The organism is Bradyrhizobium sp. BR14999, assembly GCF_056106085.1.
The window spans coordinates 1,676,951-1,702,188 of the sequence record NZ_CM148536.1 but is presented as its reverse complement, the minus strand read 5'-3'; the positions used below and the strand labels follow the sequence as shown (position 1 = coordinate 1,702,188).

At 63.1% G+C, this 25,238-nt stretch carries 17 protein-coding genes; 10 read left to right on the top strand and 7 right to left on the bottom strand.

All coding sequences use genetic code 11. The annotated features are described in order from the left end of the window. Positions 1-174 precede the first annotated feature (174 nt). Positions 175-1,587, top strand: a complete 1,413-nt coding sequence (locus tag ACR9YP_RS07850) for an FAD-binding oxidoreductase (protein WP_438103364.1) — start codon at positions 175-177, stop codon at positions 1,585-1,587. Positions 1,588-1,598: 11 nt separating this feature from the next. Beyond that, positions 1,599-2,309, top strand: a complete 711-nt coding sequence (locus ACR9YP_RS07845) for a GntR family transcriptional regulator (protein ID WP_474219321.1) — start codon at positions 1,599-1,601, stop codon at positions 2,307-2,309. A gap of 6 nt (positions 2,310-2,315) precedes the next feature. Here the strand turns inward: ACR9YP_RS07845 and ACR9YP_RS07840 are convergent, their stop codons facing one another. Next, on the bottom strand, positions 2,316-2,453 hold the full coding sequence (locus ACR9YP_RS07840) for a hypothetical protein (protein WP_164934848.1): 138 nt from the start codon (positions 2,451-2,453) through the stop codon (positions 2,316-2,318). A 283-nt stretch (positions 2,454-2,736) separates the two neighbouring features. On the opposite strand from ACR9YP_RS07840, the gene ACR9YP_RS07835 reads away from it, so the two are divergent. Then, positions 2,737-4,758, top strand: coding sequence for a YgiQ family radical SAM protein (locus tag ACR9YP_RS07835; protein WP_474219320.1), 2,022 nt, complete (start codon positions 2,737-2,739; stop codon positions 4,756-4,758). A 216-nt stretch (positions 4,759-4,974) separates the two neighbouring features. Here the strand turns inward: ACR9YP_RS07835 and ACR9YP_RS07830 are convergent, their stop codons facing one another. After that, positions 4,975-6,954, bottom strand: coding sequence for an adenylate/guanylate cyclase domain-containing protein (locus ACR9YP_RS07830; protein WP_438103368.1), 1,980 nt, complete (start codon positions 6,952-6,954; stop codon positions 4,975-4,977). Between the two features lie 222 nt (positions 6,955-7,176). Here ACR9YP_RS07830 and ACR9YP_RS07825 point away from each other — a divergent pair, with 222 nt between their 5' ends. After that, a complete protein-coding gene (locus tag ACR9YP_RS07825) occupies positions 7,177-8,199 on the top strand; it encodes an LLM class flavin-dependent oxidoreductase (protein ID WP_438103370.1) in 1,023 nt (340 codons plus the stop codon). 25 nt (positions 8,200-8,224) lie between these two features. Here the strand turns inward: ACR9YP_RS07825 and ACR9YP_RS07820 are convergent, their stop codons facing one another. From ACR9YP_RS07820 to ACR9YP_RS07810, 3 genes are all read right to left on the bottom strand, one after another. Beyond that, entirely contained in the window at positions 8,225-9,544 is a 1,320-nt protein-coding gene (locus ACR9YP_RS07820; RefSeq protein ID WP_474219317.1) for an aminotransferase class V-fold PLP-dependent enzyme, read from the bottom strand. Positions 9,545-9,804: 260 nt separating this feature from the next. Continuing rightward, a complete protein-coding gene (locus ACR9YP_RS07815; RefSeq protein WP_438103375.1) occupies positions 9,805-10,848 on the bottom strand; it encodes a zinc-binding dehydrogenase in 1,044 nt (347 codons plus the stop codon). Between the two features lie 13 nt (positions 10,849-10,861). Continuing rightward, on the bottom strand, positions 10,862-11,527 hold the full coding sequence (locus ACR9YP_RS07810; RefSeq protein WP_474219316.1) for a class I SAM-dependent methyltransferase: 666 nt from the start codon (positions 11,525-11,527) through the stop codon (positions 10,862-10,864). Between the two features lie 347 nt (positions 11,528-11,874). Here ACR9YP_RS07810 and ACR9YP_RS07805 point away from each other — a divergent pair, with 347 nt between their 5' ends. Beyond that, positions 11,875-12,666, top strand: a complete 792-nt coding sequence (locus ACR9YP_RS07805) for a phytanoyl-CoA dioxygenase family protein (protein WP_474219315.1) — start codon at positions 11,875-11,877, stop codon at positions 12,664-12,666. A gap of 55 nt (positions 12,667-12,721) precedes the next feature. On the opposite strand, the gene ACR9YP_RS07800 is transcribed toward ACR9YP_RS07805, so the two are convergent. Further along, the gene (locus ACR9YP_RS07800) at positions 12,722-13,477 is read right to left on the bottom strand and encodes a molybdate ABC transporter substrate-binding protein (RefSeq protein ID WP_474221004.1); all 756 of its coding nucleotides are present in this window, start codon (positions 13,475-13,477) and stop codon (positions 12,722-12,724) included. A gap of 114 nt (positions 13,478-13,591) precedes the next feature. Here ACR9YP_RS07800 and ACR9YP_RS07795 point away from each other — a divergent pair, with 114 nt between their 5' ends. From ACR9YP_RS07795 to ACR9YP_RS07785, 3 genes are all read left to right on the top strand, one after another. Beyond that, on the top strand, positions 13,592-14,530 hold the full coding sequence (locus tag ACR9YP_RS07795; RefSeq protein ID WP_438103381.1) for a LysR family transcriptional regulator: 939 nt from the start codon (positions 13,592-13,594) through the stop codon (positions 14,528-14,530). Positions 14,531-14,880: 350 nt separating this feature from the next. After that, positions 14,881-19,707 carry an NAD-glutamate dehydrogenase gene (locus tag ACR9YP_RS07790; RefSeq protein ID WP_474219314.1) on the top strand — a complete coding sequence of 1,609 codons (4,827 nt, stop codon included), beginning with the start codon at positions 14,881-14,883 and terminating at the stop codon, positions 19,705-19,707. A 71-nt stretch (positions 19,708-19,778) separates the two neighbouring features. Further along, positions 19,779-20,099 (top strand): hypothetical protein, encoded by a 321-nt coding sequence (locus ACR9YP_RS07785; protein ID WP_438103383.1) that lies wholly within the window; start codon positions 19,779-19,781, stop codon positions 20,097-20,099. A gap of 307 nt (positions 20,100-20,406) precedes the next feature. On the opposite strand, the gene ACR9YP_RS07780 is transcribed toward ACR9YP_RS07785, so the two are convergent. Continuing rightward, positions 20,407-20,772 (bottom strand): hypothetical protein, encoded by a 366-nt coding sequence (locus ACR9YP_RS07780; RefSeq protein ID WP_128955938.1) that lies wholly within the window; start codon positions 20,770-20,772, stop codon positions 20,407-20,409. Positions 20,773-21,172: 400 nt separating this feature from the next. Here ACR9YP_RS07780 and ACR9YP_RS07775 point away from each other — a divergent pair, with 400 nt between their 5' ends. Continuing rightward, positions 21,173-24,037, top strand: coding sequence for a penicillin-binding protein 1A (locus ACR9YP_RS07775; protein ID WP_474219312.1), 2,865 nt, complete (start codon positions 21,173-21,175; stop codon positions 24,035-24,037). Between the two features lie 10 nt (positions 24,038-24,047). Further along, on the top strand, positions 24,048-25,055 hold the full coding sequence (locus ACR9YP_RS07770; protein WP_438103387.1) for a hypothetical protein: 1,008 nt from the start codon (positions 24,048-24,050) through the stop codon (positions 25,053-25,055). The last annotated feature ends 183 nt before the right edge of the window (positions 25,056-25,238 follow it).

Below are 25,238 nucleotides of genomic sequence, written 5' to 3'. Positions count from 1 at the left end.
ACCCTTTAGCTGCGACCTCGGACCAAGCCTCTGATCTCCTGATGGACCTTGAGAGGGCTTTCCGAGCCTTGTTTTTGCTTTACTTTCGATCTTGTACCTTACATACAAGAAGGAGGCAAATCCTTTCCACCGTCGCGGCGCGCATAGGCGCAGTCAGATCTGAGGAGGTCTCGCATGGACATGGTGACCCCGAATGAGCGTCCTGACCAACTGCTTGGCGCATTGCGCAACAAGCTCGGCGCGGCCGCGGTGCTGACCGGCAGCGACGTGCCGGCGCGCAATTGCAACGATTGGAGCGCGAGCTTGCCACAGACACCGCTCGCGGTGATCCGTCCGCTCGATGCGCAGGGCGTTGCCGATGCGATTCTGACCTGCCGGAAGGCGCGACTTCCCTTCGTGCCGCAGGGCGGATTGACCGGGCTGTGCCGCGGCGCCTCGCCCGAGACAGGCTGGGTCGCGATCTCGCTGGAGCGCATGACCGGGATCGAGGAGATCGATCCTGCATCGGCGACGATGACGGTGAAGGCTGGCACGCCGCTGGAGACCATCCAGAAGGCCGCGGATGAGGCCGGCTTCTTCTTCCCGCTCGATCTCGGCTCGCGCGGCTCCTGCGCGATCGGCGGCAATCTCTCGACCAATGCCGGCGGCAACCGCGTGATCCGCTACGGCATGACGCGCGAGCTGGTGCTCGGGCTCGAAGTGGTGCTGCCGGACGGCACCATCATCACTGGCCTCAACAAGCTGATGAAGAACAACGCCGGGTACGATCTGAAGCATCTCTTCATCGGTTCCGAAGGCACGCTCGGCATCATCACCCGCGTGGTGCTGCGGCTGTTTCCCAAACCGCGCTCGACCATGGCCGCGCTCTGCGCGCTGAAGGACTATGCCGCGGTGATCGCCCTGCTCGGCGCCGCGCGCAGCGGGCTCGGGCCGCTGCTGTCAGCCTTCGAGGTGATGTGGCCGGACTATTGGGACGTGATCACGACGCGCGCCGGCGTAAAACCGCCGGTCGCAGCAGGCCACGGCCTCTACGTGCTGGTGGAGGCACAAGGCACCGACGAGAGCTTAGATGCACCGCGCTTCCAAAACTGGCTGGAAGAGCTGATGGAGCGCGGACTGCTGGCGGATGCCGCCGTGGCGCAATCGCTGGCGCAAACGCAAGCCTTCTGGCGCGTGCGCGACATCTGCGCCGAATTCGGCCAGGTGCTGGGGCCGCACATCTCCTACGACATCGGCCTTGCGGTGGCGCGGATGGACGAGTTCGCGACGCGCTGCAAGGCCGCGCTCGCGAGAGGCATCAAAGGCTGCGAGAGCGTCTATTATGGCCATATCGGCGACGGCAATCTGCATCTCGTCGCCTGGGTCACGGGTCTCTCCGTCGAGCAGCAGCCGAAAGAACAGATGGACGCGATCATCTATGGTCTGGTGCGCGAGATGGGCGGCAGCGTCTCCGCCGAGCACGGCATCGGCACGCTGAAGAAGAAATGGCTGGATCATGCCAGGAGCGAGGCCGAGATCGCGCTGATGCGAACCCTGAAGGCCGCGCTCGATCCCGAGCATCTGCTCAATCCCGGCAAGGTGATCTGACCGGAGAGCCCATGAAGTCGCTGAAGCTCGATACGCCGAAATCGCTGTCGCAGCGGGTGATGCAGCGGCTGCGCCAGGCCATCATCGACGGCGAGTTCGCGCTCGGCGCCGCCATCTCCGAGGAGATGGTGGCAAATTCCTTCGGTGTCAGCCGCACGCCGGTGCGCGAGGCGATGGGCCTATTGCAGGCGCAGGGGCTCGTGGTGATCCGGCCGCAGGTCGGCAGCTTCGTGTTCACGCCGAGCGCAGAGGACATCCATGCGCTCTGCACCTTCCGCATCGCGCTCGAGCCGAAAGCGGCCGAGCTCGCCTTCCGCCACGATCGCGACGGCGCAATCGCGACAATGAACGCAGCGATTGCCGCGATGGAGCCGGCGATCGCGGTAAAAGACAACATCGCCTATGGCCGCGCCGACGCCGCTTTTCACGAGGCGCTGGTCGCCCATTGCGGCAACCGTTACCTCGCCGAATCCTATCAGCTCGTCTCCGGCCGCGTCGCCGCGCTCCGCACCAATTTGACCTCGCCGATCGACGTGCGCACCCGCTCGTCCTTCGACGAGCATCGCAGGCTGCTCGATCTGTTCGCGCGGGGCGAATTCGCGGCCTTCGAAGCGCTGATGACGACGCACATCACCAATTCGGGCGTTGTCTATGCCAAGGCGCTGAAAGTAGAGGCACTGAAAGTGGAGGCGCCGCAGATGGACGCGCCGAAGGTGGATTGAGCGCCGTCACGGTCCCTCCCTCGGTCCCGGCCTGTCCAGAAAATCCAGCGCGGTGTTGATCTGTTCGAGCTGGTGCTCGAGCCTGTCGCGGTCTTCGACCGACTGCGTCGTCTCGAGCTGTTCCACGAGCTTCTGCTTCCGCATCAGCAAGTTCTCTATAACCGTGCTCACAATTCCCCCATCGCCAGAGGCGAAGATCAGGGCAATGTCAAACCCGGACGCGAGCGCGCGCGACCCGGGCCGCATCGACCCTCCATCAGAATGTTCGCGAAGGCCGATGGTTCCTGCAGGTGAACCACGACGCGATCGCCGAGGTCCGGCAGTTGCTCGCGGGCGGCTGAAGCTTGGCTGGCACCCCGGGGAACCCCGACCTTTCACGCGCCCGTCGGTTGAATTCGGGGCCTCGGCGTCTTATCCGTAAGCCCCCATGAACACCCAGATCATCACCGCCGAAAAACCCCTGATGGCGCAGGCGCGCCCGCGCAAGCCGGCGCCGTTCCTTCCCATGAGCCGCGCCGAGATGGATGCGCTCGGCTGGGATGCCTGCGACATCGTGCTGGTGACCGGGGACGCCTATGTCGACCATCCGAGCTTCGGCATGGCGATCATCGGCCGCCTGCTGGAGGCGCAAGGCTTTCGCGTCGGCATCATCGCGCAGCCGGACTGGCATTCGGCCGAGCCGTTTAGGGCATTGGGCAAGCCGCGCGTGTTCTTCGGCGTCACCGGCGGCAACATGGACTCCATGGTGAACCGCTACACCGCGGACCGCCGCTTGCGCCATGACGATGCCTATACGGCCGGCGGCGAAGGCGGCAAGCGGCCGGACCGCTGCACCATCGTCTACGCGCAGCGCTGTCGCGAGGCGTTCAAGGACGTCCCCATCGTGCTCGGCGGCATCGAGGCCTCGCTGCGCCGGATCGCGCATTACGACTACTGGTCCGACAAGGTGCGCCGCTCGGTGCTGGCCGACGCCAAGGCGGACTTGCTGCTCTACGGCAATGCCGAACGCGCCGTGGTCGAGGTGGCGCAGCGGCTCGCCGCCGGCGAAGCGCCGCGCGATCTCGACGACATCAGGGGCGTCGCGCTGTTCCGCCGCGTGCCGGAGGATTATTCCGAGCTGCACGCCGACGATCTCGATTCCGCCGATGAAGGGGCAACGCGCCAACGCGGCTTAACCGTGATCCGCCTGCCGGCGCTGGAGCAGGTCGAGCAGGACCGCGAGGCCTATGCGCGCGCCTCACGCGTGCTGCACCGGGAGAGCAATCCCGGCAATGCGCGGCCGCTGGTGCAGCGTCATGGCGATCGCGATCTCTGGCTCAACCCGCCACCGATCCCGCTGACCACCGAGGAGATGGACGCGGTCTACGATCTGCCTTACGCGCGCGCGCCGCACCCCTCCTATGGCGAAGCACGAATTCCAGCCTGGGAGATGATCAAATTCTCGGTGACGATCATGCGCGGCTGCTTCGGCGGCTGCACCTTCTGCTCGATCACCGAGCACGAGGGCCGCATCATCCAGAACCGCTCGGAAGGCTCGATCCTGCGCGAGATCGAGAAGATCCGCGACAGGACGCCGGGCTTCACCGGCGTGATCTCCGACATCGGCGGCCCCACCGCCAACATGTACCGGATGGCGTGCAAGGATCCGAAGGTCGAGGCGGCGTGCCGGCGGCCGTCCTGCGTCTTCCCAGAAATCTGCCCGAACCTCAACACCTCGCATGACGACCTGATCCGGCTCTATCGCAAGGTGCGCGAGACCCGCGGCATCAAGAAGGTGATGGTCGCCTCCGGCGTGCGCTACGACCTCGCCGTGGAGAGCCCCGAATACATCAAGGAGCTCGTCACCCATCACGTCGGCGGCTATTTGAAGATCGCGCCTGAACATACCGAGCGCGGCCCGCTCGACAAGATGATGAAGCCGGGCATCGGCGCCTATGACCGCTTCAAGCGGATGTTCGACGCTGCCGCCGAGCAGGCCGGCAAGAAATATTACCTGATCCCCTATTTCATCGCGGCGCATCCCGGCACGACCGACGAGGACATGATGAACCTCGCGCTGTGGCTGAAGAAGAACCGCTATCGCGCCGATCAGGTGCAGACCTTCCTGCCCTCGCCGATGGCGACGGCGACCGCGATGTACCACACCGGCGTCAATCCCTTGCGCGGCGTCCGCCACGGCGGCAGCGACAAGGTCGAGGCGATCAAGGGCCTGCGCCAGCGCCGCCTGCACAAGGCGTTTCTGCGCTATCACGACCCCGACAATTGGCCGGTGCTGCGCGAGGCGCTGAAGGAGATGGGCCGCACTGACCTGATCGGCTCGCAGCCGCACCAGCTCGTCCCCGCGCACCAGCCCCCCGGCACCGGCAAGGCCGCCGGCACCAAGCGTCCGCTGCGGCCGAGCGGCAGGACGCAGCGGTTCACGACCAAGGGTCTGCGGGTGATGAAGTAGCGGGCGAGTGAGCTTTCGTGCGCCCGCAACAAAAAAATATCGAAACAACCCCATGCACAGTAGCCGGCCCTAGCGGGATCAATGGCTTAGACGCTTTGCAGAGACGTTGACGCGTCGGGCAAAAAGTCGTTGCCCCGTCGGGCAACACAGGCGCATCATGGCATCATCGGACGTATGTGGGATAGAGCGAGCCCGGTCTCTACACCGGTTGTCGCCTCATTGCTCGCGAACGCCAGCTTTTCTGAGTCCCTCAACGATGTCGTCGTACTCACGACGAAACTGCGGATGGCTCGAACGTGCGTAGCCTATTCGCTGGAACCACTGGACCGTGAAGTCCGGTCGGATTGCATTCAATTCGGCCAACGTTTGCTGGGCCATTTCCAATTGGCCAGTAGCTCCATAAGCTGAAATCAGATCTGCATACGGCAACCAGTTTAATTTGTTCAGATTGATCGAGCGCCTGCATTCCTCAACGGCTTCGTTATATTGGTGCACATGCACGTGAGCGTGACAGAGGAAGAAGTGCCAAGTGCCAGCGGCCGGGTCTTTGGGGCTTAGGCGCAAAGCGATCTGAACCGGGGAAAATGCTTCGCGCGCGCGTCCGGCCGTAACAAGTACGATCCCCTTTGATGCGTACGCCAGCGGCGAATTAGGGTCGATTTCCAAAGCTGCGTCGTATTCAGGTAGCGCTCCCTCGGGATTTCCGTATTGCAAAATGTTTCCCTTGACTATGTGCGCGGTTGCGGTTGCCGGGCGTTTTGCAAGAACTTGATCAATTAGTTTGGTCGCTATCCTCTTGTCCTCGACCACGGACGTTGACCATCCGGAGAGCACGTCAAGGGCTATGCACGCGGCCTTGCCGAGCTTTGCATCGATGTTGTCCGGATCGAGGCGCAGCGCGCTGTCGAACAAGTCTTTTGCCTGCGCGTTCGTTACCTTGGCCCCAGGTTCATAGAACTTCGCCCAGCCGCGCATGCTGAAATCCACAGCGTCCGGATTCGTTGGCCTGTCTATTTGGCTGCGCCGGCTTTCGGCCTCGACGAGTTGGACGTTGAGAGAGCGGGCGAGCCGCGCCGTGACCTGCTCCTGCAAGGCCGCAAGATTTGTCCGATCACCGTCAAAGCGGTCAGACCAGATGTCTCGACCAGTCGACAGGTCGGAAAGTGACACATTCATACGGACCTGACCTCCGGCCCGCTGCACCGCGCCCTGTACAGCCCAGCGAATGCCAAGCTCCTTGCCGAGCGTCTTAAGATCGACCTGCTTGTTCTTGTAGGTAAAGGCCGTTCCGCGCCCAATCACAAATGCGCCAGGAATTTGCGCAATGTCGGTCGTCAGGTCAGTCGTAATACCGTCAGCGAAGTAGTCCTGCTCGGGATCGTTGTTGAGGTTTGCGAACGGCAGGACGACAAGCGACAGGCGGGGAGCGATATCGGGCCGCACCGCTGCTTCTTTTTGTGTCTTTTGCCCTTCCCGCAAAACGTCAGTACGAAACATCTTCGAGACGACGAGGGCGCCGGCCACCGCCCCGAGGACTGCAATTGAGACAACCGCGGCGCCGACAGGCGTCAAACGCCCTCGGATCCGCCCCCTAGAACGACGAGGCGTTGAAAGCGCGCCTTGTCTTGCGCGTTCAGTCTGAGTGGCCGGACCAGATCCATCCCTGATCACGGTATAGGCCCGCACCGGGCGGTCGATATTCTTGAGGTTCCGCTCGTGCAGATCGGCGAACTCAACGCCGACCTTGCCTTGGACTTGATCGTAGGCAGAGGCCGAGATGCAAATGCCACCCGGTTCTGCGATACCCTCCAACCGCGCCGCAATGTTAACGCCGTCTCCGAAGATATCGTGGGGCTCGACGATGACGTCGCCAATATTGATGCCCACACGGAAAGCAATGCGCCTATCTTCAGCATCTCCGCTTGTCAGTTCGTCAACGAGTGTCTGGAACTGTACAGCTCCTCGAACCGCTTCAACTGCACTTGGAAACTCTGCCAAGAACCCGTCGCCGGTATTCTTCACGATGCGACCGCCGTGTTCGGCAATTGCGGGATGGACAGCCTTTGTTAGGAGAGCAGTCAGTCTGGCATGCGTGGCCTCTTCGTCCTGGTGCATAAGGCGCGAATAGCCAGCCACATCGGCGACCAATATCGCCGACAACCTGCGCTCGACCCGGTCCGGCCGCTCTTGCACCATGCCAGCGATCCAACCTAGACGCGATATTGTACAACAGGTCGCATGGGATGCCCATACGAGCCAATGTTACAGTTGGGTCAGAATTGCGAAATGGCGGCGTTATCGGCTTAGGTCTGCTTCCCCCCAAAGCGCGGCACTTGCGAGTGCACGCCTTCCCATGTTGCCCAACTTTCCTCCAGCCGACGTATCGCAAACTCCTGCGATCATGCTTACCTTGGCTTCATGAAAAAGATCGGATTCCTCTCCTTCGGGCACTGGACGCCCTCGCCGCAGTCGCAGACCCGCTCTGCTAGCGATACGCTGCTGCAATCGATCGAGCTTGCGGTCGCGGCGGAACAGTTAGGGGCGGACGGCGCCTATTTCCGGGTGCATCACTTCGCGCGGCAGCTGGCCTCGCCCTTTCCCTTGCTCGCCGCCGTCGGCGCCAAGACCAGCAAAATCGAGATCGGCACGGCCGTGATCGACATGCGCTACGAGAACCCGCTCTACATGGTGGAGGACGCAGGCAGCGCCGACCTCATCGCCGGCGGCAGGCTGCAGCTCGGCATCAGCCGCGGCTCGCCGGAGCAGGTAATCGACGGCTGGCGCTATTTCGGCTATCGCCCGGCCGAGGGCCAGAGCGACGCCGACATGGGCCGGCGCCATGCCGAAGTCTTCCTCGACCTGCTCCGCGGCGAAGGTTTTGCCGAGCCCAATCCGCAGCCGATGTTTCCCAATCCGCCCGGGCTGTTGCGCCTCGAACCGCATGCGCAGGGCCTGCGCGAGCGGATCTGGTGGGGCGCCGGTTCGAACGCCACCGCGGTGTGGGCGGCGAAGCTCGGCATGAACCTGCAGAGCTCGACGTTAAAGAACGACGAGACCGGCGAAGCTTTTCACGTGCAGCAGGCTGCGCAGATCCGTAGCTTTCGCGCGGCATGGAAGGAAGCCGGCCACACCCGGGAGCCGCGCGTGTCCGTCAGCCGCAGCATTTTTGCGCTGATCGACGATCGCGACCGTGCCTATTTCGGCAGGAGTGGTGAAGGCGAGGACCAGATCGGCTTCATCGACCCGCGCACGCGGGCTATCTTCGGCCGGAGTTATGCGGCGGAGCCGGATGTGCTGATCGAGCAGCTGCGCCAGGACGAGGCGATCGCCGAGGCGGACACGCTGCTGCTGACGATCCCGAACCAGCTCGGCGTCGCCTATTGCGCGCATGCGATCGAGGCGATTTTGACGCACGTCGCGCCGGCACTTGGGTGGCGGTGACACGAACGTCGATATATCCCTTGGCTTACCCCGTCTTCGTCCCCGTGATGACGGCGAGCGCCTCGACGAAGCGATCGAGATCGGCCTCCTCGGTGTAGAGTGCCGGCGTCACACGGATGCACTGACCCCTGGCGACGCCGGCCCGGCGCACCGTCAGGATCTTGTAGTCGTCCCTGAGCTTCGCGACGATGGCGTCGTTGTCGGCCTTGCTGGTCTTGCCGGCGAGGCGGAAGGACGTGATCGCGCCGTATGAGCCGACTTCGTCCGGCGTCAGGATCTCGATGTCCCTGAAGCCACGCGCGCGACTCACCCAGTAATCGCGCAGATGCCGCAGGCGGGCTTGCTTTGCCGCCGCGCCGATCTGCTGATGCAGCGCCACGGCCGCGGGCACCGTCAGTACCGTCGCGAAATTGACCGTGCCGGTATGAACCCGCGAGCGGATGTCGGTCTCCGGAAAATCCTCGTCGCCCATGTCGCGGTCGATGGCGGCGAGACGATCCTTTCTGATGTAGAGGAAGCCCACGCCGACCGGCGCACCGATCCATTTGTGCAGGTTGAAGCCGACGAAATCGACATCGAGCTCACCCACCTTGAAGTCGATCTGTCCCCAGGAATGGGCGGCGTCGACGATGACGTCGATGCCCTTGGCTTTGGCCATGCGGGCGATCTCGGCGATCGGCATGACGAGGCCGGTGCGATGGCTGACATGGGTCAGGAGGAGAAGTCTTGTCTTCGGGTTTGCCTCGATGGCGCGGGCATAGGCGTCGAGCACGGCCTGGCGGGTGGCGGGCTCGGGCACATCGAACTTGACCACGTCGACGCCGCGGCGCGCCTTCAGCGCGTTCATCGCATACTGCATCGAATCATAGTCGAGGTCGGCGTAGAGCACGCCGTCGCCGGGCTTCAGCCTGTTGTAGCCGCCGATGAGAAGCTGCAGCGCTTCGGTGGCGCCGCGGGTGAGCGCGATCTCCTCAGGCAGCGCGCCGACCGCCTCCGCCACCTTGGCGCGCACGGCCTCGAAATCCGCACCCGCGCGCTGCCGCGCGTAGTAGGTGTTCTGATAATTGACCATGTCGGTTTGGCGAATGAACTCGCGCCTCACCGGCTCGGCCATGATGCCCCAATAGCCGTTCTCCAGATTCACGACATCAGGCGTCACGGCATAGAGCCCCTTCACGGCCGTCCAATAGGCTTTGTCGGTGGCGATGGCCGCCGCCGCGCCGGTCGGCTGCGCCGGAAGGCCTTCAGCCGCCATCGCCGGTGCGGCCAGCGACGTGACCGCTACGGCCGCGAGGCCCTTCAGGATCGACCGGCGGTCGGACGACATAGTCTCAATCAGATGCATATCAGCTTCCACGATGCGCGGCGAAGGGAGCAGCGATCGATAGAGCGCGAATGACGGAGCGATGACAATTCGATGATGCCCGGCCCGCCGGTTACACGCCGACCATTGTCTCGTCGATCGCGTGCTGCGCCGATGGCGGCAAGCCGCTGCGGGCGATCTTGAACCGAAGGTCAGGCTGCCGCCCGCCGGAATGGGCGATGCCCATGCAGGCAAAAGCCGCGCCGCCGATCAATGCCGGTGCAAATGACCGGCGGCCACGCTCAGCTGATGTTCAGAAGGATGCGCCCCGACTTGCCGCTGCGCATCAGATCCAGCGCGTCGTTGATATCGTCGAGCGCAAACTCGTCGGTCACGATGCCGCGGTAACTGACCTTGCCGGCCTCGTCGAGGCGAACGAGACGCGGGATATCGCGCGCCGGCTGGCATTGCCCGCCTTCCGAGCCCTTCAGCACTTTCTCGAAATGGAGCGGCAGCGTGTAGATCTCGACCTTGTCGCGGGGAACACCGACCAGGATGCAGCGGCCCTTCTTGGCGGTGATCTCGTAGGCGAGCTCGATCAACCGGCTGACGCCGGTGGTCTCGACGACCTTGTCGGCTCCGTCAGTACCGGTGATGGCCTGGACCTCGGCGGCCAGATCCTTCACCGCGTCGGAGTTGATGGTGTGGGTGGCGCCGAACTGCCGGGCCATCTCGAGCTTGTTGTCGAGACGGTCGATCGCAACGACCGGATAGGCGCCGACCATCGCGGCAAATTGCACGATGTTCAAGCCGACGCCGCCGACGCCGAACACGACGACGGCTTCGCCGATGGCGACCTGCGCATCGTTATTGACGACGCCGAGCGCGGTCGTCACCGCGCAGCCGAGCAGCGGCGCGCTCCTGCGATCGATCGAGGCCGGAACGGGCGTGACGCGATTTTCCGACACCACGGCATATTCGTTGAACGTGGTGACCCAGCCCGCGTTGAGGCGCTTGCCGCGCCAGGAATAGACCGGCGTATTGGACTGGATGCCCTTGCCCGGCCGCCAATGCATGACGACGGTGTCGCCCTGCTTGCAGGAGACGACGCCGGGTCCGGTCTCGACGATGGTCGCCAGCGCTTCGTGTCCCAACAGATGCGGCAGGAACTTGTCGACGCCCTTGACCGCGTCGATCTCGTTGATCTGTGCCCCGCAGATGCTCGACGTGTGCACGTGCGCAAGCACCTGGCCGTGCTCGAGCGTATCCGGCAAAGTGAACTCATCGACGATCAGCGGCTTGCCGGACTCGACGAGAATCGCCGCCTTGGCTGTCTTGACATCCATGAGCAGCGCCCGGTCACTCGAAATAGATGAATTCGTAATCGCCGGTGTAGCCGAGCTTGCCGTAGAGCCAGATCCATTCCGACGTGTGCAGGATGGACTCCGCCGTCAGTGCCCAGCATTCGAGATTGTGCAGCTCGGCGACGTTGCGGTAGCCCTCGACCATGACGTATTTGTTCTTGCCGACCCGCTCGATCTCCTTGAGCGCCGCCTCGAGCTCATAGAGCCTGAGATTGTGCAGGGTGCCGAGCGAGATGACGAGGTCGAAACTGTCGTCGCCATAGGGATAGACGTCCTGGGCGCGATAATTGAACAGATACGGTTTCACCTGCTCGTGCGCATGTGCGAGGCCGTGTTTGGAGATGTCGAAGCCGACGATCTTCAGGCCCGGCAGGATCTTCTGCATCTCGTAGAGCAGAAAGCCCTTGCCGCAGCCGACGTCGAGCACGCTGGACCCATCCTTGAGACCATAGGTCTCGATGAGCGCCCTGGCGACCGGCGCCCAGCGGCCCTCGATGAAGCGGTAGCCGCCATAGCCGAAACGGCGATCACCATCCCAATAATCGGCCTCGTATTCCCGCGCCTTCAGCGAGCAGGCGATCTTGTCGTCGTTCATGCGGCCCATGTAGTCGCGCTTGGTCGCCGTATGCAGCGGCGTCACGATATTCAGGAGTCGTCCCATTGAGCCCTCGGATTCCAACACGCGCTGAGATTGTCTCGACCGGCCCTTGGAGCCTTGCGTCGCGACCTACGACTCAGCCTAGCATTTGTGCCGAAGACCATCATTGTTTCAGATCAATGATGTGGACATCCGTAGCCGCGACCGCACACGTGTCCAAGCCTCGCCTTTGTTTGGGATGCGAGGTCGGGCGAACCTTGATTCCACGCGCCGCCGCGGTATACGTTCCCCCCATGATGTTCATGTCCACATTCTTCCCGCTGATCTGAACGGTTGACGTCGTTCCGGCGCATCCGCGCCAATCAGATCAAACGGCTGCGCTTGATGCGTAGTCGAACGGAGAATGTGCAATGCCCAAGACCGAACAGGCTGGCCTGACGCCCCGTCAGGTCCAGAACTTCATCGACGACGGTTTCATCAAGATCGAACATGCCTTCAGCGCCCAGCTTGCAAAGCGGTGCAGGGACGAGCTGTGGGCGGATATTGGCCTGTCGCCGGACGAACCCGAACACTGGACCAAACCCATTATCCGGGTGGGCGCCAAGGCTTCGCCCCCATTCACTGAAGCCGCGAACGGGCCGTCCCTGCACAAAGCCTACGATCAACTCGCGGGCGAAGGGCGCTGGCTTGCGCCCAGGGCTCTCGGAACCTTTCCGATCCGCTTCCCTTCCGCGGAATCCCCCGGTGATGACGGCTGGCATGTGGACATGAGCTTTGGCACCGCCAGTCCGGATTTCATGGAGTGGCGTGCCAATGTGAAAAGCAACGAACGTGCGCTGCTGATGCTCTTCCTGTTCTCGGATGTCGGCCCGGATGATGCGCCCACGAGGATACGGAAAGGCTCGCATGCCACCATCGCGCGGGAGCTGCTGCCCTATGGCGACGCAGGCGCGACGCTCCGGCAGCTCTCTGCCGAGGACTACGCCTCGACCGCAGATTGCGAGGTCGAACTGGCGACCGGTGCGGCAGGCAGCGTCTATCTGTGCCATCCGTTCCTTGTTCATGCCGCGCAACCCCACCGGGGGAAGCGGCCGCGCTTCATGGCACAGCCTCCGCTGCTGCCGAAGGGCGAATTTGATCCGGCGTTGCCACCTTCGCCGGTTCAGATCGCCATCCGGCAGGCGTGTGGGCTGGCGTTGTAGTCGGACAACATCCGGGACCGCTGGGGCGGCTGATGTTCCGGTTGCTCCCGGCGTTTCACGGGGCAACGGGCTCCAATCCTTTGCTCCGGATAACAGCGGCGGCGGCTGGCGAGCGCAGGAATGCAATCAGTTGCTCGGCGGCTTTGGGCTCCTTCACATTGGAGCCGAGCCCGATGCTGAAGGTGGTGTAGTTCTGCAGCTCGTCCGGCAGCGAGCCTGCGAGGGCGACGCCCTCTACTCCGACGATGTTCGGCACGGTGATGACGGTCAGCTCCGCTTCGCCGCGCGCGACGGCCTCTACCGGGCTTCGGCCTGCCACGGCCAGGAGCTTCGGCTTCACCTCGTTCTCAATTCCGAGGCGATCGAGCAGATGGAGAAAATAGCTTCCGCTCGCGCTGTCGCGCGAATAGGAGATCGTTTTGGCCGCGAGCAGCGTTCGCTTTAAGTCTTCGCTGGAGGCGACCTGAGGTTTAGGCGCGCCCGCACGGATCGCCACACCGGCGGCCGTGCGGGCGATGTCCGCGCGCGTACCCGCGGCGATTTTGCCCAGCCTCGTAAGATCATCGACCGTTGCCGGCAACAGGATCGCCGCATCGAACATCTCACCCGCTTCGATCCGCCGCTTGAGCACCGGCACGCCCTCAAAGGTGAGTACGAGCGTGTGGCCGGTTGCGCGTGTAAACGCTGGCGCAAGGTCATCGAGCGCGCCCTTCATGGTCGGCGTGCTGAAAACGGTGACCTCGGCGGCACCGCCGGTGGCGGCACTGAACATCACGACGAGAGCTGCAACCGCGATGCGAATGCCTTCCATCGCCACCTCCTGCACTTCGAGCTGGTCCATCCGGAGCTGGAGTCAGCGCCAAAATAGGAGTATCCACAAGGTTGATTATTCGACAGGCCGGTAGCAATTTGGGTACGTCGACGCATGCGCTGGGCGGATAGGGTCGGACGATTTCTCAAGCCTCGCGACCTCCACATCTTCATGACGGTGGTGGAGGAGAGCAGCATGGCGAAAGCCGCCGAGCGCCTGGCGATCTCACGGCCGGTGATCTCACGCACGATCGCCAATCTCGAACACATGCTCGGGGTCACGCTGCTCGACCGCACCGCACGCGGCATCGAGCCGACGCCGTTCGGCAAGGCGCTGCTCAGACGCAGCACCGCGGTGTTCGACGAGCTTCGACAAAGCGTAGAGGAGATCACGTTTCTCAGGGATCCGCAGGCCGGCGAGCTGCGCATAGCCTGCACCGAGGTATGGGCCGCCGGGCTCGTGCCGGCAGCGATCGAGCGACTGTCGCAGCGACTGCCGCGTTTGCGCGTCAGGCTGGAGCAAGGCACAGCGCTGCAGCAGTTTAACCTGCTCAGGGAGCGTCGATGCGAAATCGTGATCTCGCGACTGCTGACAGAGGCCCCCGATTCCGACATCGACATGCAGCCGCTGTTCTACGAGCCGCTGGTCGTCGTCGCCGGACCGCAAAGTTCCTGGTCGCGCCGCCGCAAGCTGTCGCTTTCAGAACTTGTCGACGCGCCCTGGATCCTGTCTACGCTGGAAACCGAACCCGGCTCGCCTTTCGTCAAAGCCTGCCGTGCCGCGAAGCTGCCGATCCCCACTGCAACGATCTTCAGCAACTCACTACATTTGCGCATCAGCCTACTGGCCACCGGCCGCTATCTCACTCTCGTGCCGGGCTCGGCGCTGCGGTTCGGCCCCGGAGCCGATCTGCTCAAGCCGCTGCCCGTCACGTTGCCGCGCTGGCATCTGCCGACGGGGATTTTCACCCTGAAGGGCCGAATGCTGAGCCCCGTGGCACAGGTGTTTGCCGATTGCATTCGCGAAATTGCCAAGCCGCTTGCCCGCAACTGAGGGCACGCATGATGGCAGCGGCGAAATCGTACTGAAGCGCGTTGAATTGGAAATGCCGCGCCGTTCAGAACAAAACAACGAACTCATACATAATTGAAATTGCATGTGATTTTTCCTGCTCCAGGCGTTCGACCGCCGTCGGCGCAGACTTCGGGTCCACCCGCTGTCGTCGAGAAAATTCAACACACCTCACGACAGCGTGCACCTTTCGCTCTTGGAACGTAGTATGTTGCCGGAAGCCGTCGACGCTTCGAGACCGAGGATTTCGCGTGGCACTCGATCGCGGCGCTCGAAGAGATGCACTCCAGAATCAAGCTGATGATCGCGGCAGCGGTCGGACGGCGCGGCAAATGGAGGACACGATGGTGTGGCGTGACGACAAGGCCCGGGCAACCCTGATCCGCGATGCAGCAGGCAGCGTGCCAGCAGGCAAGAGCCCCCGGGCCTTTGCCGAGCCTCTGTTCGGCTACACCAATGCCGAGGACCTCGCCAATTACGATGCAGCCTCGCTTGCCCTCCTGGCGGAGCAAGCCTGGGAACACGTGCAGCGGCGCACAGCCGGCCGCGCCGATATCCGCGTCTTCAATCCGGCGCTGCCCGACGGGCGCGAGATTTCCGTGCTCGAAATTCTCAACGACAACATGCCTTTCCTGTTCGACTCCACCATGGCGGAGCTCATCGAGCAGGGCATCGAAGTCACCCTTGTCGCTCATCCGATCATCGCCGTGGAGCGCGATGACCAGGGCAAGCTGCTGCGCTTCTACGGCGAATCACTGCCGGAGGGAGCAAAGGGCACGCGCGAAAGCCTGATTCATCTCCACATCACTCGCCTGGACGCCGATGCGGATCGCAAGAAGCTGATCGAGGGCCTCACCAGCACGTTGAACGACGTCCGCGCCTGCGTCACCGACTGGCGCGCCATGCGCGACCGCGTCGAGGAAGCGATCAAGACTTTCTCTTCCAATCCGCCGCCGCTGCCGATCGACGAGGTCGCCGAAGCAAGCCAGTTCCTGCAATGGCTCTGCGCGGACAATTTCACCTTCCTCGGCGTGCGTGAATATCGCTTCTCGTCCGACAGCGATGCGTCCGACGACATTACAACCGGCGAAGGCCTCGGCATCTTGCGCGATCCCGACGCGAAGGTGCTGCGCCGCGGCACGGAAATGGTGGTGATGACGACGGAAATTCGCGAGTTCATGCGCGAGCCGACGCTGCTGATCGTCATCAAGGCCAATGTCTCCAGCCGCGTCCATCGCCGCATCCGCATGGATTATGTGGGTATCAAGCTCTATACGCCCGACGGTCGGCTCGAGGGCGAACTGCGCGTCGTCGGCCTTTTCACCTCCGGCGCCTATACCCGTTCGGTACGACAGATCCCCTATGTCCGCCACAAAGTTTCGGGGGTGCTCCAGCGCGCGGGCTTCGACCCGAGCGGCCATTCCGGCAAAGCGCTCATGCATATTCTCGAAGATTATCCACGTGACGAACTATTCCAGATCGACGTCGACACTCTGAACAATTTCGTCATCGAGGTCCTGATCCTCTACGAGCGCCCCCGCGTCCGGGCGCTGGCGCGGGTCGACAAGTTCGATCGCTTCGTATCCGTCCTCACCTTCATTCCACGCGACAAGTACGACACCAATGTGCGCACGCGTGTCGGCGCCTTCCTGGCGCAGGCCTACAAGGGCACCCTGTCGGCCTCCTACGTATCATTCCCTGAGGGGGCGCTTGCGCGCGTCCACTACATCATCGGGCGCTATGAAGGCAAAACTCCCCTCGTCGAACGCGCCGCGCTCGAAGCCGGAATCAGCGCCATTGCCGCAACCTGGGCCGACAAGCTGAAGGCCGCGCTCACTGCGTCGACCGATGGCATGCGGGCACGCATGCTCGCCAATCGCTATGCCCAGGCCTTTAGCGGCGGCTATACCGAGGTCTTCACGGCAGAACAGGCGATCGCCGATATCGCGACCATCGAGAAGCTCACGCCAGCGCGCCCGGTAACGATTTCCGTTCACCGCTTCGGAGGCGAGGGCAATCCCAGACGCTTCGGCCTCAAAGTTTTCTCGGACGCCGCACCGCTGTCGCTGTCCTACCGCGTGCCGGTGATCGAAAATCATGGCCTGCGCGTGGTCAACGAACGCACCTATCAGATCGTGCCCGGTAACCGGCCCGCCCCGGTCTGGCTGCACGACATGACGATCGACACCAGCGACGGCCAGCCGATCGAGATCAGCCCGGACTTCAGCCATCGCCTAGAAGCCTCGATCATGGCAGTGGTCACCGACCGCGCCGAATCCGACGGGTACAATGCCTTGATCCTGCGCACGGCCCTGGGCTGGCGGGAAGTCTCGACCATCCGGGCGCTGTCCCGCTATTTGCACCAGATCCGTGCCCCGTTCACCCAGGACTATATGTGGGAGACCTTGCGCAAGAACGCCGCGATCACGGCCAACCTCGTCGCACTGTTCCAGGTTAGCCGCGATCCGCATCTTATCCTTACCGATCGCGAACGTTCAGCGCGCGAGGCAACTCTCCTTGCCGAGATCGAGGAGCAGCTCAAATCCGTCGCCTCGCTCGACGAAGACCGCATCCTGCGCCGCTTCACCAATCTGGTGCAGGCAACCGTTCGCACCAATCTGTGGCAGATCGGCGAGGATGGACATCCGCGTCCGGTGATCTCCTTCAAGTTCGAGGCGCGCCGGATCGACGACTTGCCCGCTCCACGACCTCTCTACGAGATCTTCGTCTATTCACCTCGTGTCGAAGGTATCCACCTGCGCTTCGGCAAGGTTGCGCGCGGTGGCTTGCGCTGGTCCGATCGGCCGCAGGATTTCCGCACCGAAATCCTCGGCCTGGTGAAAGCGCAGCAGGTCAAGAACGCCGTGATCGTGCCGGTCGGGGCCAAAGGCGGCTTCGTACCCAAGCGCCTGCCATCGCCCTCCGATCGCGAGGCGTGGCTAGCGGAGGGCACAGAAGCCTATCGCATCTTCGTTCGTTCGCTGCTCGAACTCACCGACAATCTCGGCGGCGACATCGTGGTGCCGCCCGACCTGACAATGCGGCATGACGGTGACGACCCCTATCTCGTCGTAGCCGCCGACAAGGGCACCGCCACCTTCTCCGACGTCGCCAACGCGATCTCGGCCGAGAAGAACCATTGGCTCGGCGATGCCTTCGCATCCGGCGGCAGCCAGGGTTACGATCACAAGAAAATGGGGATCACGGCGCGCGGCGCCTGGGAGGCGGTCAAGCGCCACTTCCGCGAGCTCGGCACCGACATTCAGACCACGCCGTTCACCGTTGCCGGCGTCGGCGACATGTCCGGCGACGTCTTCGGCAACGGCATGCTGCTCTCGCCGACGGCGAGGCTCGTCGCGGCTTTCGATCACCGCGACATCTTCATCGATCCCTCGCCCGATCCGGCGATCAGCTTCCATGAGCGTAAGCGTCTGTTCGACCTGCCGCGGTCGAGCTGGCAGGACTACAACAAGTCGCTGATCTCGCAAGGCGGCGGCGTGTTCTCGCGCTCGCTCAAGGCGATCGCGCTCGCTCCGGAAGTGCGCACCCTGCTGGATCTCGATAAGCCGCAGGCGACGCCGTTCGAGGTGATGACGGCAATCCTGAAAGCGCGCGTGGACTTGCTGTGGTTTGGTGGCATCGGCACCTATATTCGCGCGTCGGCGGAGAGCGACGATCAGGTCGGGGACCGCGCCAACGATCCGATCCGCGTCGCGGGTGGCGACGTGCGCGCGCGGGTGATCGGCGAAGGCGCCAACCTCGGCGTCACCCAGCGTGGCCGCATTGAAGCGGCGCAGAAGGGCGTCAAGCTCAACACCGACGCTATCGACAATTCGGCCGGCGTGAACACGTCCGACGTCGAGGTCAATATCAAGATCGCGCTGGCGCGCCCCGAGCGCGAGGGACGCCTCAGCCCCGCTGACCGCAACAGCCTGCTTGCCGCAATGACCGACGAGGTCGGTACGCTGGTGCTGCGCAACAACTATCTGCAGACGCTGGCGCTCTCGCTCGCCGAGCGCAAGGGCGTGGCCGAGGCCGGCTTCCTCGCCCGCCTGATGCAGTCGCTCGAGCAGCGCGGCTTGCTCAGCCGCGCGGTGGAGTACTTGCCCGACGACGCAGCGCTCACCGAGCGCACCCGGCGCGGCCAGTCCCTGACGCGGCCCGAGCTTGCGGTGCTGCTCGCCTACGCCAAACTGACCCTCTACGATGACCTGCTCGTCACCAGCGTGCCCGATGATCCCTATCTTGCCCGCGAGTTGTCCCAGTATTTTCCGCGCGAGATTCAGGACAAGTTCCCGACAGCGGCCGAACTGCATCGTCTGCGGCGGGAGATCATCGCGACCAGCCTCGCCAATGCGGTGATCAACCGCGGCGGCCCGGCCTGTGTCGTACGCCTGATCGACGAGACGGACGCCGATATCCCGACCATCGTCATGGCCTACGTGGCGGTCGATGAATGCTACGGTCTGAAGGGGCTCAATGACGCGATCGATGCACTCGACGCCTGCATCGACGGGCAGGTGCAGCTGTCCCTCTACGCTTCCGTGCAGGACCTCCTGCTCTCGCGCATGGTCTGGTACGTGCGCAATGTCGATTTCAAGGGCGGGCTGGAGGCCGTGGTCGCGCGCTTCGGCCCGGCTATCCGCCAGATTGTCGCCGCGCTCGACACTACCCTGCCGCCGGACTTGCAGGCCGCACGCGCCAAGCGTCGGCAGGACCTGATCGACGCTGGCGTCCCGGCCGGCCTTGCCGGCGAGCTCGCCGATCTCGACGCTCTGGTCTCGGCACCCGATATCGTGACGGTCGCCGAGCGCACCACCCGCCCCATTGGCGACGCCGCCGCGACCTTCTTTGCCGCCGAGGCGAATTTCCGTCTCGACCGCATCATCGCCGCCGCGCGCCACGTGCCGGCAAACGACTATTTCGAACGTATAGCCATCGATCGCGCCGTTGAGCAGATCGCTGGCGCCGAAAGAAGACTGGCCGCGGATATGCTGGCGACCGGCCAGTCCGGCCAGCAGGCCGTCGAGACCTGGCTCGCGGCTCACCCCCAAGCGACGCGCATCCGCAGCTCGGTCGAAGAGATTGCTGCCAGCGGCCTGACGCTCGCCAAGCTGACGGTGGCGGCGAACCTGCTGGGGGACTTAGTCAAGGCCTGAGGGCGTAGCGAGGCAGCGATGTGAAAGGGTCAATGCTAGGCAGGTTGTCAGCCGGCGAATGGAGGAATCCAATGATCCACGCTACTTGCCATACAGCCGATAATGTCCGCTGCATCGAGTTCGATGCCACGCCTTGGTTCAACGAGGCTGACGCTCCGAGCATTATCGACTTGGCCCAGCACGGATGGGCCAGTACCGCGATTGCCGATTCCCTCGAGTGCCGACGCGGATACGAACGGCTGCACGACCTCGTTGAATATGCGGCGAAGCGACTGCAATCAGAATCCCTGGAGGACCCGACCTGGGAAACCTTCGAGTGCGTCGTCGACGGACCGGAGGCCGTGGCCTGGCTCGAGAAAAACCGACCCGACGTGGTGACAAGGATCCGGTAAGCCACGCAAAGCGCTGCAACGGCGGCGCTTGATTTTTGCGATTGCAAACGAAAGAAATGGCGCTCCCTGGGGATGGGGCAGAAGCGAGTGATTTCAGTGGACTAAAGAACAGTTTGGGCAGCGACAGCCTCATTGCTTTCCAAAGCGTTTCAGCATGGCTGCCCAAACGTACCCTAAAGGCGATGAAAGCCGCGCCTCGCCGCCAATACTGCAAACTCACCGGCGACGACGGCAGTTGAGCACCTCACCGAGCCTCCTACCGCCAGGCACGGTCGCTACGACTGCAAATCAATTCAGGCGTAAAGCTTCACTCATCCAATTTCTTGTTCAGTTCAGGATCGAGCTTGGTTCGGTCGACAGACTGATAGAACGTGATAGGCCTGCATTTTCCGTCGAAATCCGCGAGGACGACGGCCGTCCAGGGGCTCGTGGTCTCGCCCGAACTGTCGCGGGAGTCCGGCATGACCTTGCGAGCAGCAACGACATACCAAGCGCGACCAGCCGTTGCCGCCTTCGCAGCCGCAGCGAACTCATCCAATATTCCGCGCAGATTTTTGCGCATTTCTTCTTCAGTGTCCCCGCGGAGGTATTTTCGAGACGACTTTCCTGCCTCCCCGTACTCATGCTGAATGTTCAACTGCAGTCGGGCATCGTCCACTTCGATCTTGGTCACCCGTGTCACCGCTCCGCCTTCGCGAAGATAATCCCGCACCCGGACGTCGCAGGCCAAAAATCTGTCCGTGGGTGGCTGAGCGACGCTAGCTGCAGGGGAGACTGCGGCAAGTGTCCGGCTGTGCTTTTTTCGAGGAGCAGCGTCCACAGGCATCGTGGCGACGGCGGCGCTGAGGAGCGCCACGGCGAGCACGACTGGAAGAGGGGCATTCATGAGTGCGCTGCCAATTCGGTCTTTCTAAAACGCGCGGGCCTCTGCATTGGTTCCGCGGCGCGGCCAATTCGGAGCAATCATGAAGGACCGAAGAAGCGGGCGGCGGCTCCTCAGGAACTTTTTCCTCAACACAGTCTTGTATGTTCTACGACCTTGCGGAGGCGGCTTTTTCGACCGTCGGCCGGTCATGGACTCGATACTCATCAAGATCTTCGCCACGGCGCTTGCCTTCAGCCAGGTCACTACCCGGCCGGATGGGATCAAGACGGAGTTCGATGCGGTGCGCGACCGCGTCGAGGTGGCGCAGCTTTTGAGTGCCGGCTGCGCCCACATGCGCAAGGCTTTCGACATCGAGGACATCAACCTGGACGATCTGATTGCCACTGCCATGGATGACAAGGAGGCGTTGAGCAGCGAGATCAAGGCGCTCAAAGGACTGAATCTGACCGACCTCCAGGTGGCCTATAGGCAGTTCTGCAAGGTCGAAAACGTGGAAGACTCTCCGGTCGATCTCGGTCAGGTCATCACCTTCTACAACAGCGCGGTCAAGGATCTGCCCGACGCGGCGCAGCTTGAGCACCTCAGGCTTTCTGGCACCAGCGAAGTCCTCGACAACAAGGGCGAGCAGCTTGCTGAGATTTACGCGCCTAACAACCGCCGCATCTCGGTCAAGCTTGCGGATATCCCGGAAGCGGTACGCAACGCATTTATCGCCGCCGAGGACAAGCGTTTCTTCCAACACGCCGGCATTGACGAGCGCGGACTGGTCCGCGCCTTCATCGGCAACTTCACGCACCCGGGCCGGCCGCAGGGAGGCTCGACCATTACGCAGCAGGTCGCCAAGAACCTGCTGGTTGGCAACGACATCACTTACGAAAGAAAACTGCGTGAAATGATCGTTGCCTCGCGGATGGAGCGCGCCCTGACCAAGGCGGAAATCCTCGAGCTCTATCTCAACTCGATTTATCTCGGTCGCGGAGCCTGGGGCATCGAGATGGCGGCGCGCAGCTATTTCGGCAAACCGGCCAAGGCGCTCTCCGCCGTCGAGGGCGCCCTCCTCGCCGGGCTCGCCAAGGGACCGAACTACTTCAACCCCGACCACCACCCCGAGCGCGCGCGCGAGCGCCTTGCCTACGTGCTCGGCCGCATGCAGGACGACGCCATGATCGACGACGCCGCGGCGAAAGCAGTATTGCCGCAGCTGGCGGAGTACCGGCCGACGCGACGGGACTTCGGCTTTCACTTCGTCGATCACATCGCCCGCGAGGCAAAGTTGGTCGCGGGCCTTGATACTCTCACCAACGCCTCCTACACGGTGCGCTCGACCATCAACTCGGCCTTGCAGCGCGTAGTCGAAGCGACATTGCAGGAGGGCCTCGCGCGGTACGAGCTGAAGACCGGCCGCTACAAATTTGAGGGACCCGAGGCGAACATTTCCGATGCCGTCCGTCGTATTGCGGCAGACCTGAAGGCCACGGAACCGGCTTGGCTCGCGGCGTTGAAGGCGACACGGCTACCTCTCTACGACGTTCACTGGGACTCGGCGGTCGTCCTGGAGAATGCGCGTGGCAAGCGTGGCCACGCGATCAACGTCGGCCTGACCGACGGAAGAATCCTGCCGCTGAACACCTGGAGCGCCGCGATCCAGCGCGGCCTCAAGCCGTACGATGTGGTCTACGTGCAACTGCGCGAAGCCAAGGGCAAGGAAGCGGCGCGTGCCGATCTGCGTATTCGACCGAACGTGCAGGGAGCGGCCCTCGTACTCGGGAACGAAACCGGCCGCATTCTCGCGATGGCGGGCGGCTTTTCGTATCCGGCAAGCCAGCTCAACCGCGTCGTCCAGAGCCTGCGCCAACCCGGCTCCACCTTGAAGCCGCTGACCTATCTCGCCGCCCTTCGCAAGGGATTGCAGCCCAACACGCTGGTGATGGACGAACCCATTACGCTGACACCGATCGGCGCGACGGTCCACGCGCGCCGGGGCGATTTCTGGTCGCCGAAGAACTATGACGGCGGCGCTTTGGGTGCCATTACACTGCGGCGTGCGCTGGAAAACTCTCGCAATCTCGCCACCGTGCAACTGCTCGCGTCCGGTCTCGACGACAGTGCCGAGCGAGGCCTCGACCGGGTCTGCGAGCTCGCGATGGAAGCGCAGCTCTACAAGGACTGCATGCGCTACTACCCGTTCGTGCTCGGTGCCCAAACCGTGCGGCTCATCGACCTTGCGGCGTTCTATGCAGCGATCGCCAACGAGGGCGCTCGGCCCCGGCCCCATGCGATCGAAACGATCGAACAGGACGGCCGACCAATCTACCGGCACGATCCGCGTGCGGTGGACTGGATCGGCTCGGCCGACCGCGCATCGTTTTACCAGTTGAAATCAATGCTGCAGGGCGTGCTCGCGCGCGGAACCGCGCGCGTGGTGAAGCATCTTTCGCCCTTTGTCGGCGGCAAGACTGGTACCACTGATGATGCGGTCGACGCCTGGTTCGTCGGCTTCACAAATGACGTTACCATCGCGATCTGGGTCGGCTACGACAACAGCGATGGCGGGCGCCGCTCTCTTGGCAGCGGCCAAACCGGATCAAAAGTGGCGCTGCCGATGTTCGAGCCGATCGTGCAGGCGGCCTGGGAGCTGCACGCTCCCAAGATGGCATTGAACGGCCCTTCGCGCGAAGCACTGCGTCAGCTCGTTCCCCTGTCGATCGATCCCCATACCGGCGATCCTTCACCGCCCGGCTCCGGCCGCGCTTTCACCGAGTATCTCAAGAGAGATCCGTCGGGTAGAATCGATGATACGCAATTTCGGATCGTCTCGCGTGCAGAAAGCTACGCCCATCGTGGCGGTCGTGACGAAGACGACGGGCCATTCCAGCAGTGGTCCTACGACAACCGCCATTACGGCGATAACCGGTCGCCCTTTCCATTCCCGACCTGGCGTCTTGGTCCGCGCGAATATCCCTCCTGGCGCGGACCTCCCGATGACGAGGACCGCCTCCCGCGACCGCCGCTCCGAGTCGATCCCGATTATTTCTGGCGGCGGCTGAATTGAGCATTGACCCATGAGACTTCACCGTGCCGCAGTCCTCATCGCCGCCTGCGTGGCCGCTTGCACAGGTGCGGTCGCGCAGGAATTCCAGCTGGAGGACGTGGCCGCAGTCGCCAGCATCCCGATCGCACAGATCAAACCGCGCACCGTCGTCTTCGCCGACCAGCGCAACGATAAACTCGCCGATTCCTCGACCGAGCTCATTCCTTTCGACGATTGGGCCCGCTCACGTCCGGTTCAGCGGCGCTTCCTCTCGCTCTTCCCGAGCTTCGTTGAGCCCACGCTCAACCAGCAGACGAAACTGAAGCTCTCGGTCTACCAGGCGGAGGCCCGTTTTCGACTTCCAAAACCGGCAGCGGCATTGGATCTGTCGCGGTATGCGAATGTCGCGTTCCTCGAGCAGATCGATCGGGCCGTCAAGCACTGGCCGATCACGGCGGCCGATGATGTCCCCAGCAAAGACGCGGGCGCCGCGCACAACCGTCCGCCGGATCGCCGCTGGTGCGAGGACGCGAACGCGATCTGCGTGCGGTCCCGCTACATGTTCGAAGGGAAAATTCCGGCGGGCATTCAGCTTGCCAACAAGCTGCGCGACGAGAGCAAAAAACCGATTCCGGATTTCATCGAGTTCCAGAGTGAGATCATGTTGGTCACGCAGCCGCGCCTTGCCGAGCTGCCGACCCTGACAGGGCTCGACTCCACAGTCACCAGCGCGCTCGAGCAGAACATCTTTTGGGTGAACCAGGTCATCCAGTTCGGCAAGCTGCTTGCGGTTCTGCAACAGCATCCGACCCAGCGGGAAGCCGCCATCGCAACGGTCTACATCCTGATTGCGGTCAGGAACGACGTGCTCAACAAGCAAAGGGAATACAGCAATACACCCGTTCTGCGAAACCTCGTACCCGCGCAACTGCTCATGGGCAAGAGCTCCTTCAACAGCGGCGATTCGCTGAGCGCCGGCCTGCCGAAATACGCCAGAAGCCGCATCAAGGCGATCGCCAACATGATGGAGCGGGATTGAGTAGATCGTGTGCGGCAACGACAAATCGCGTTTGCAGTCGACAGGCATCTGAGAAACCCCGAAGAACTGGCAAACAGTCTCCGAGCCACGGCAAGACTCCTGCCTGCCACCCCTTGCAAGATCAGTCGGTCAAGAGTCTGGCACTTCCGATCGGGACTCCCATCCCAAAATGTCACGGAATAT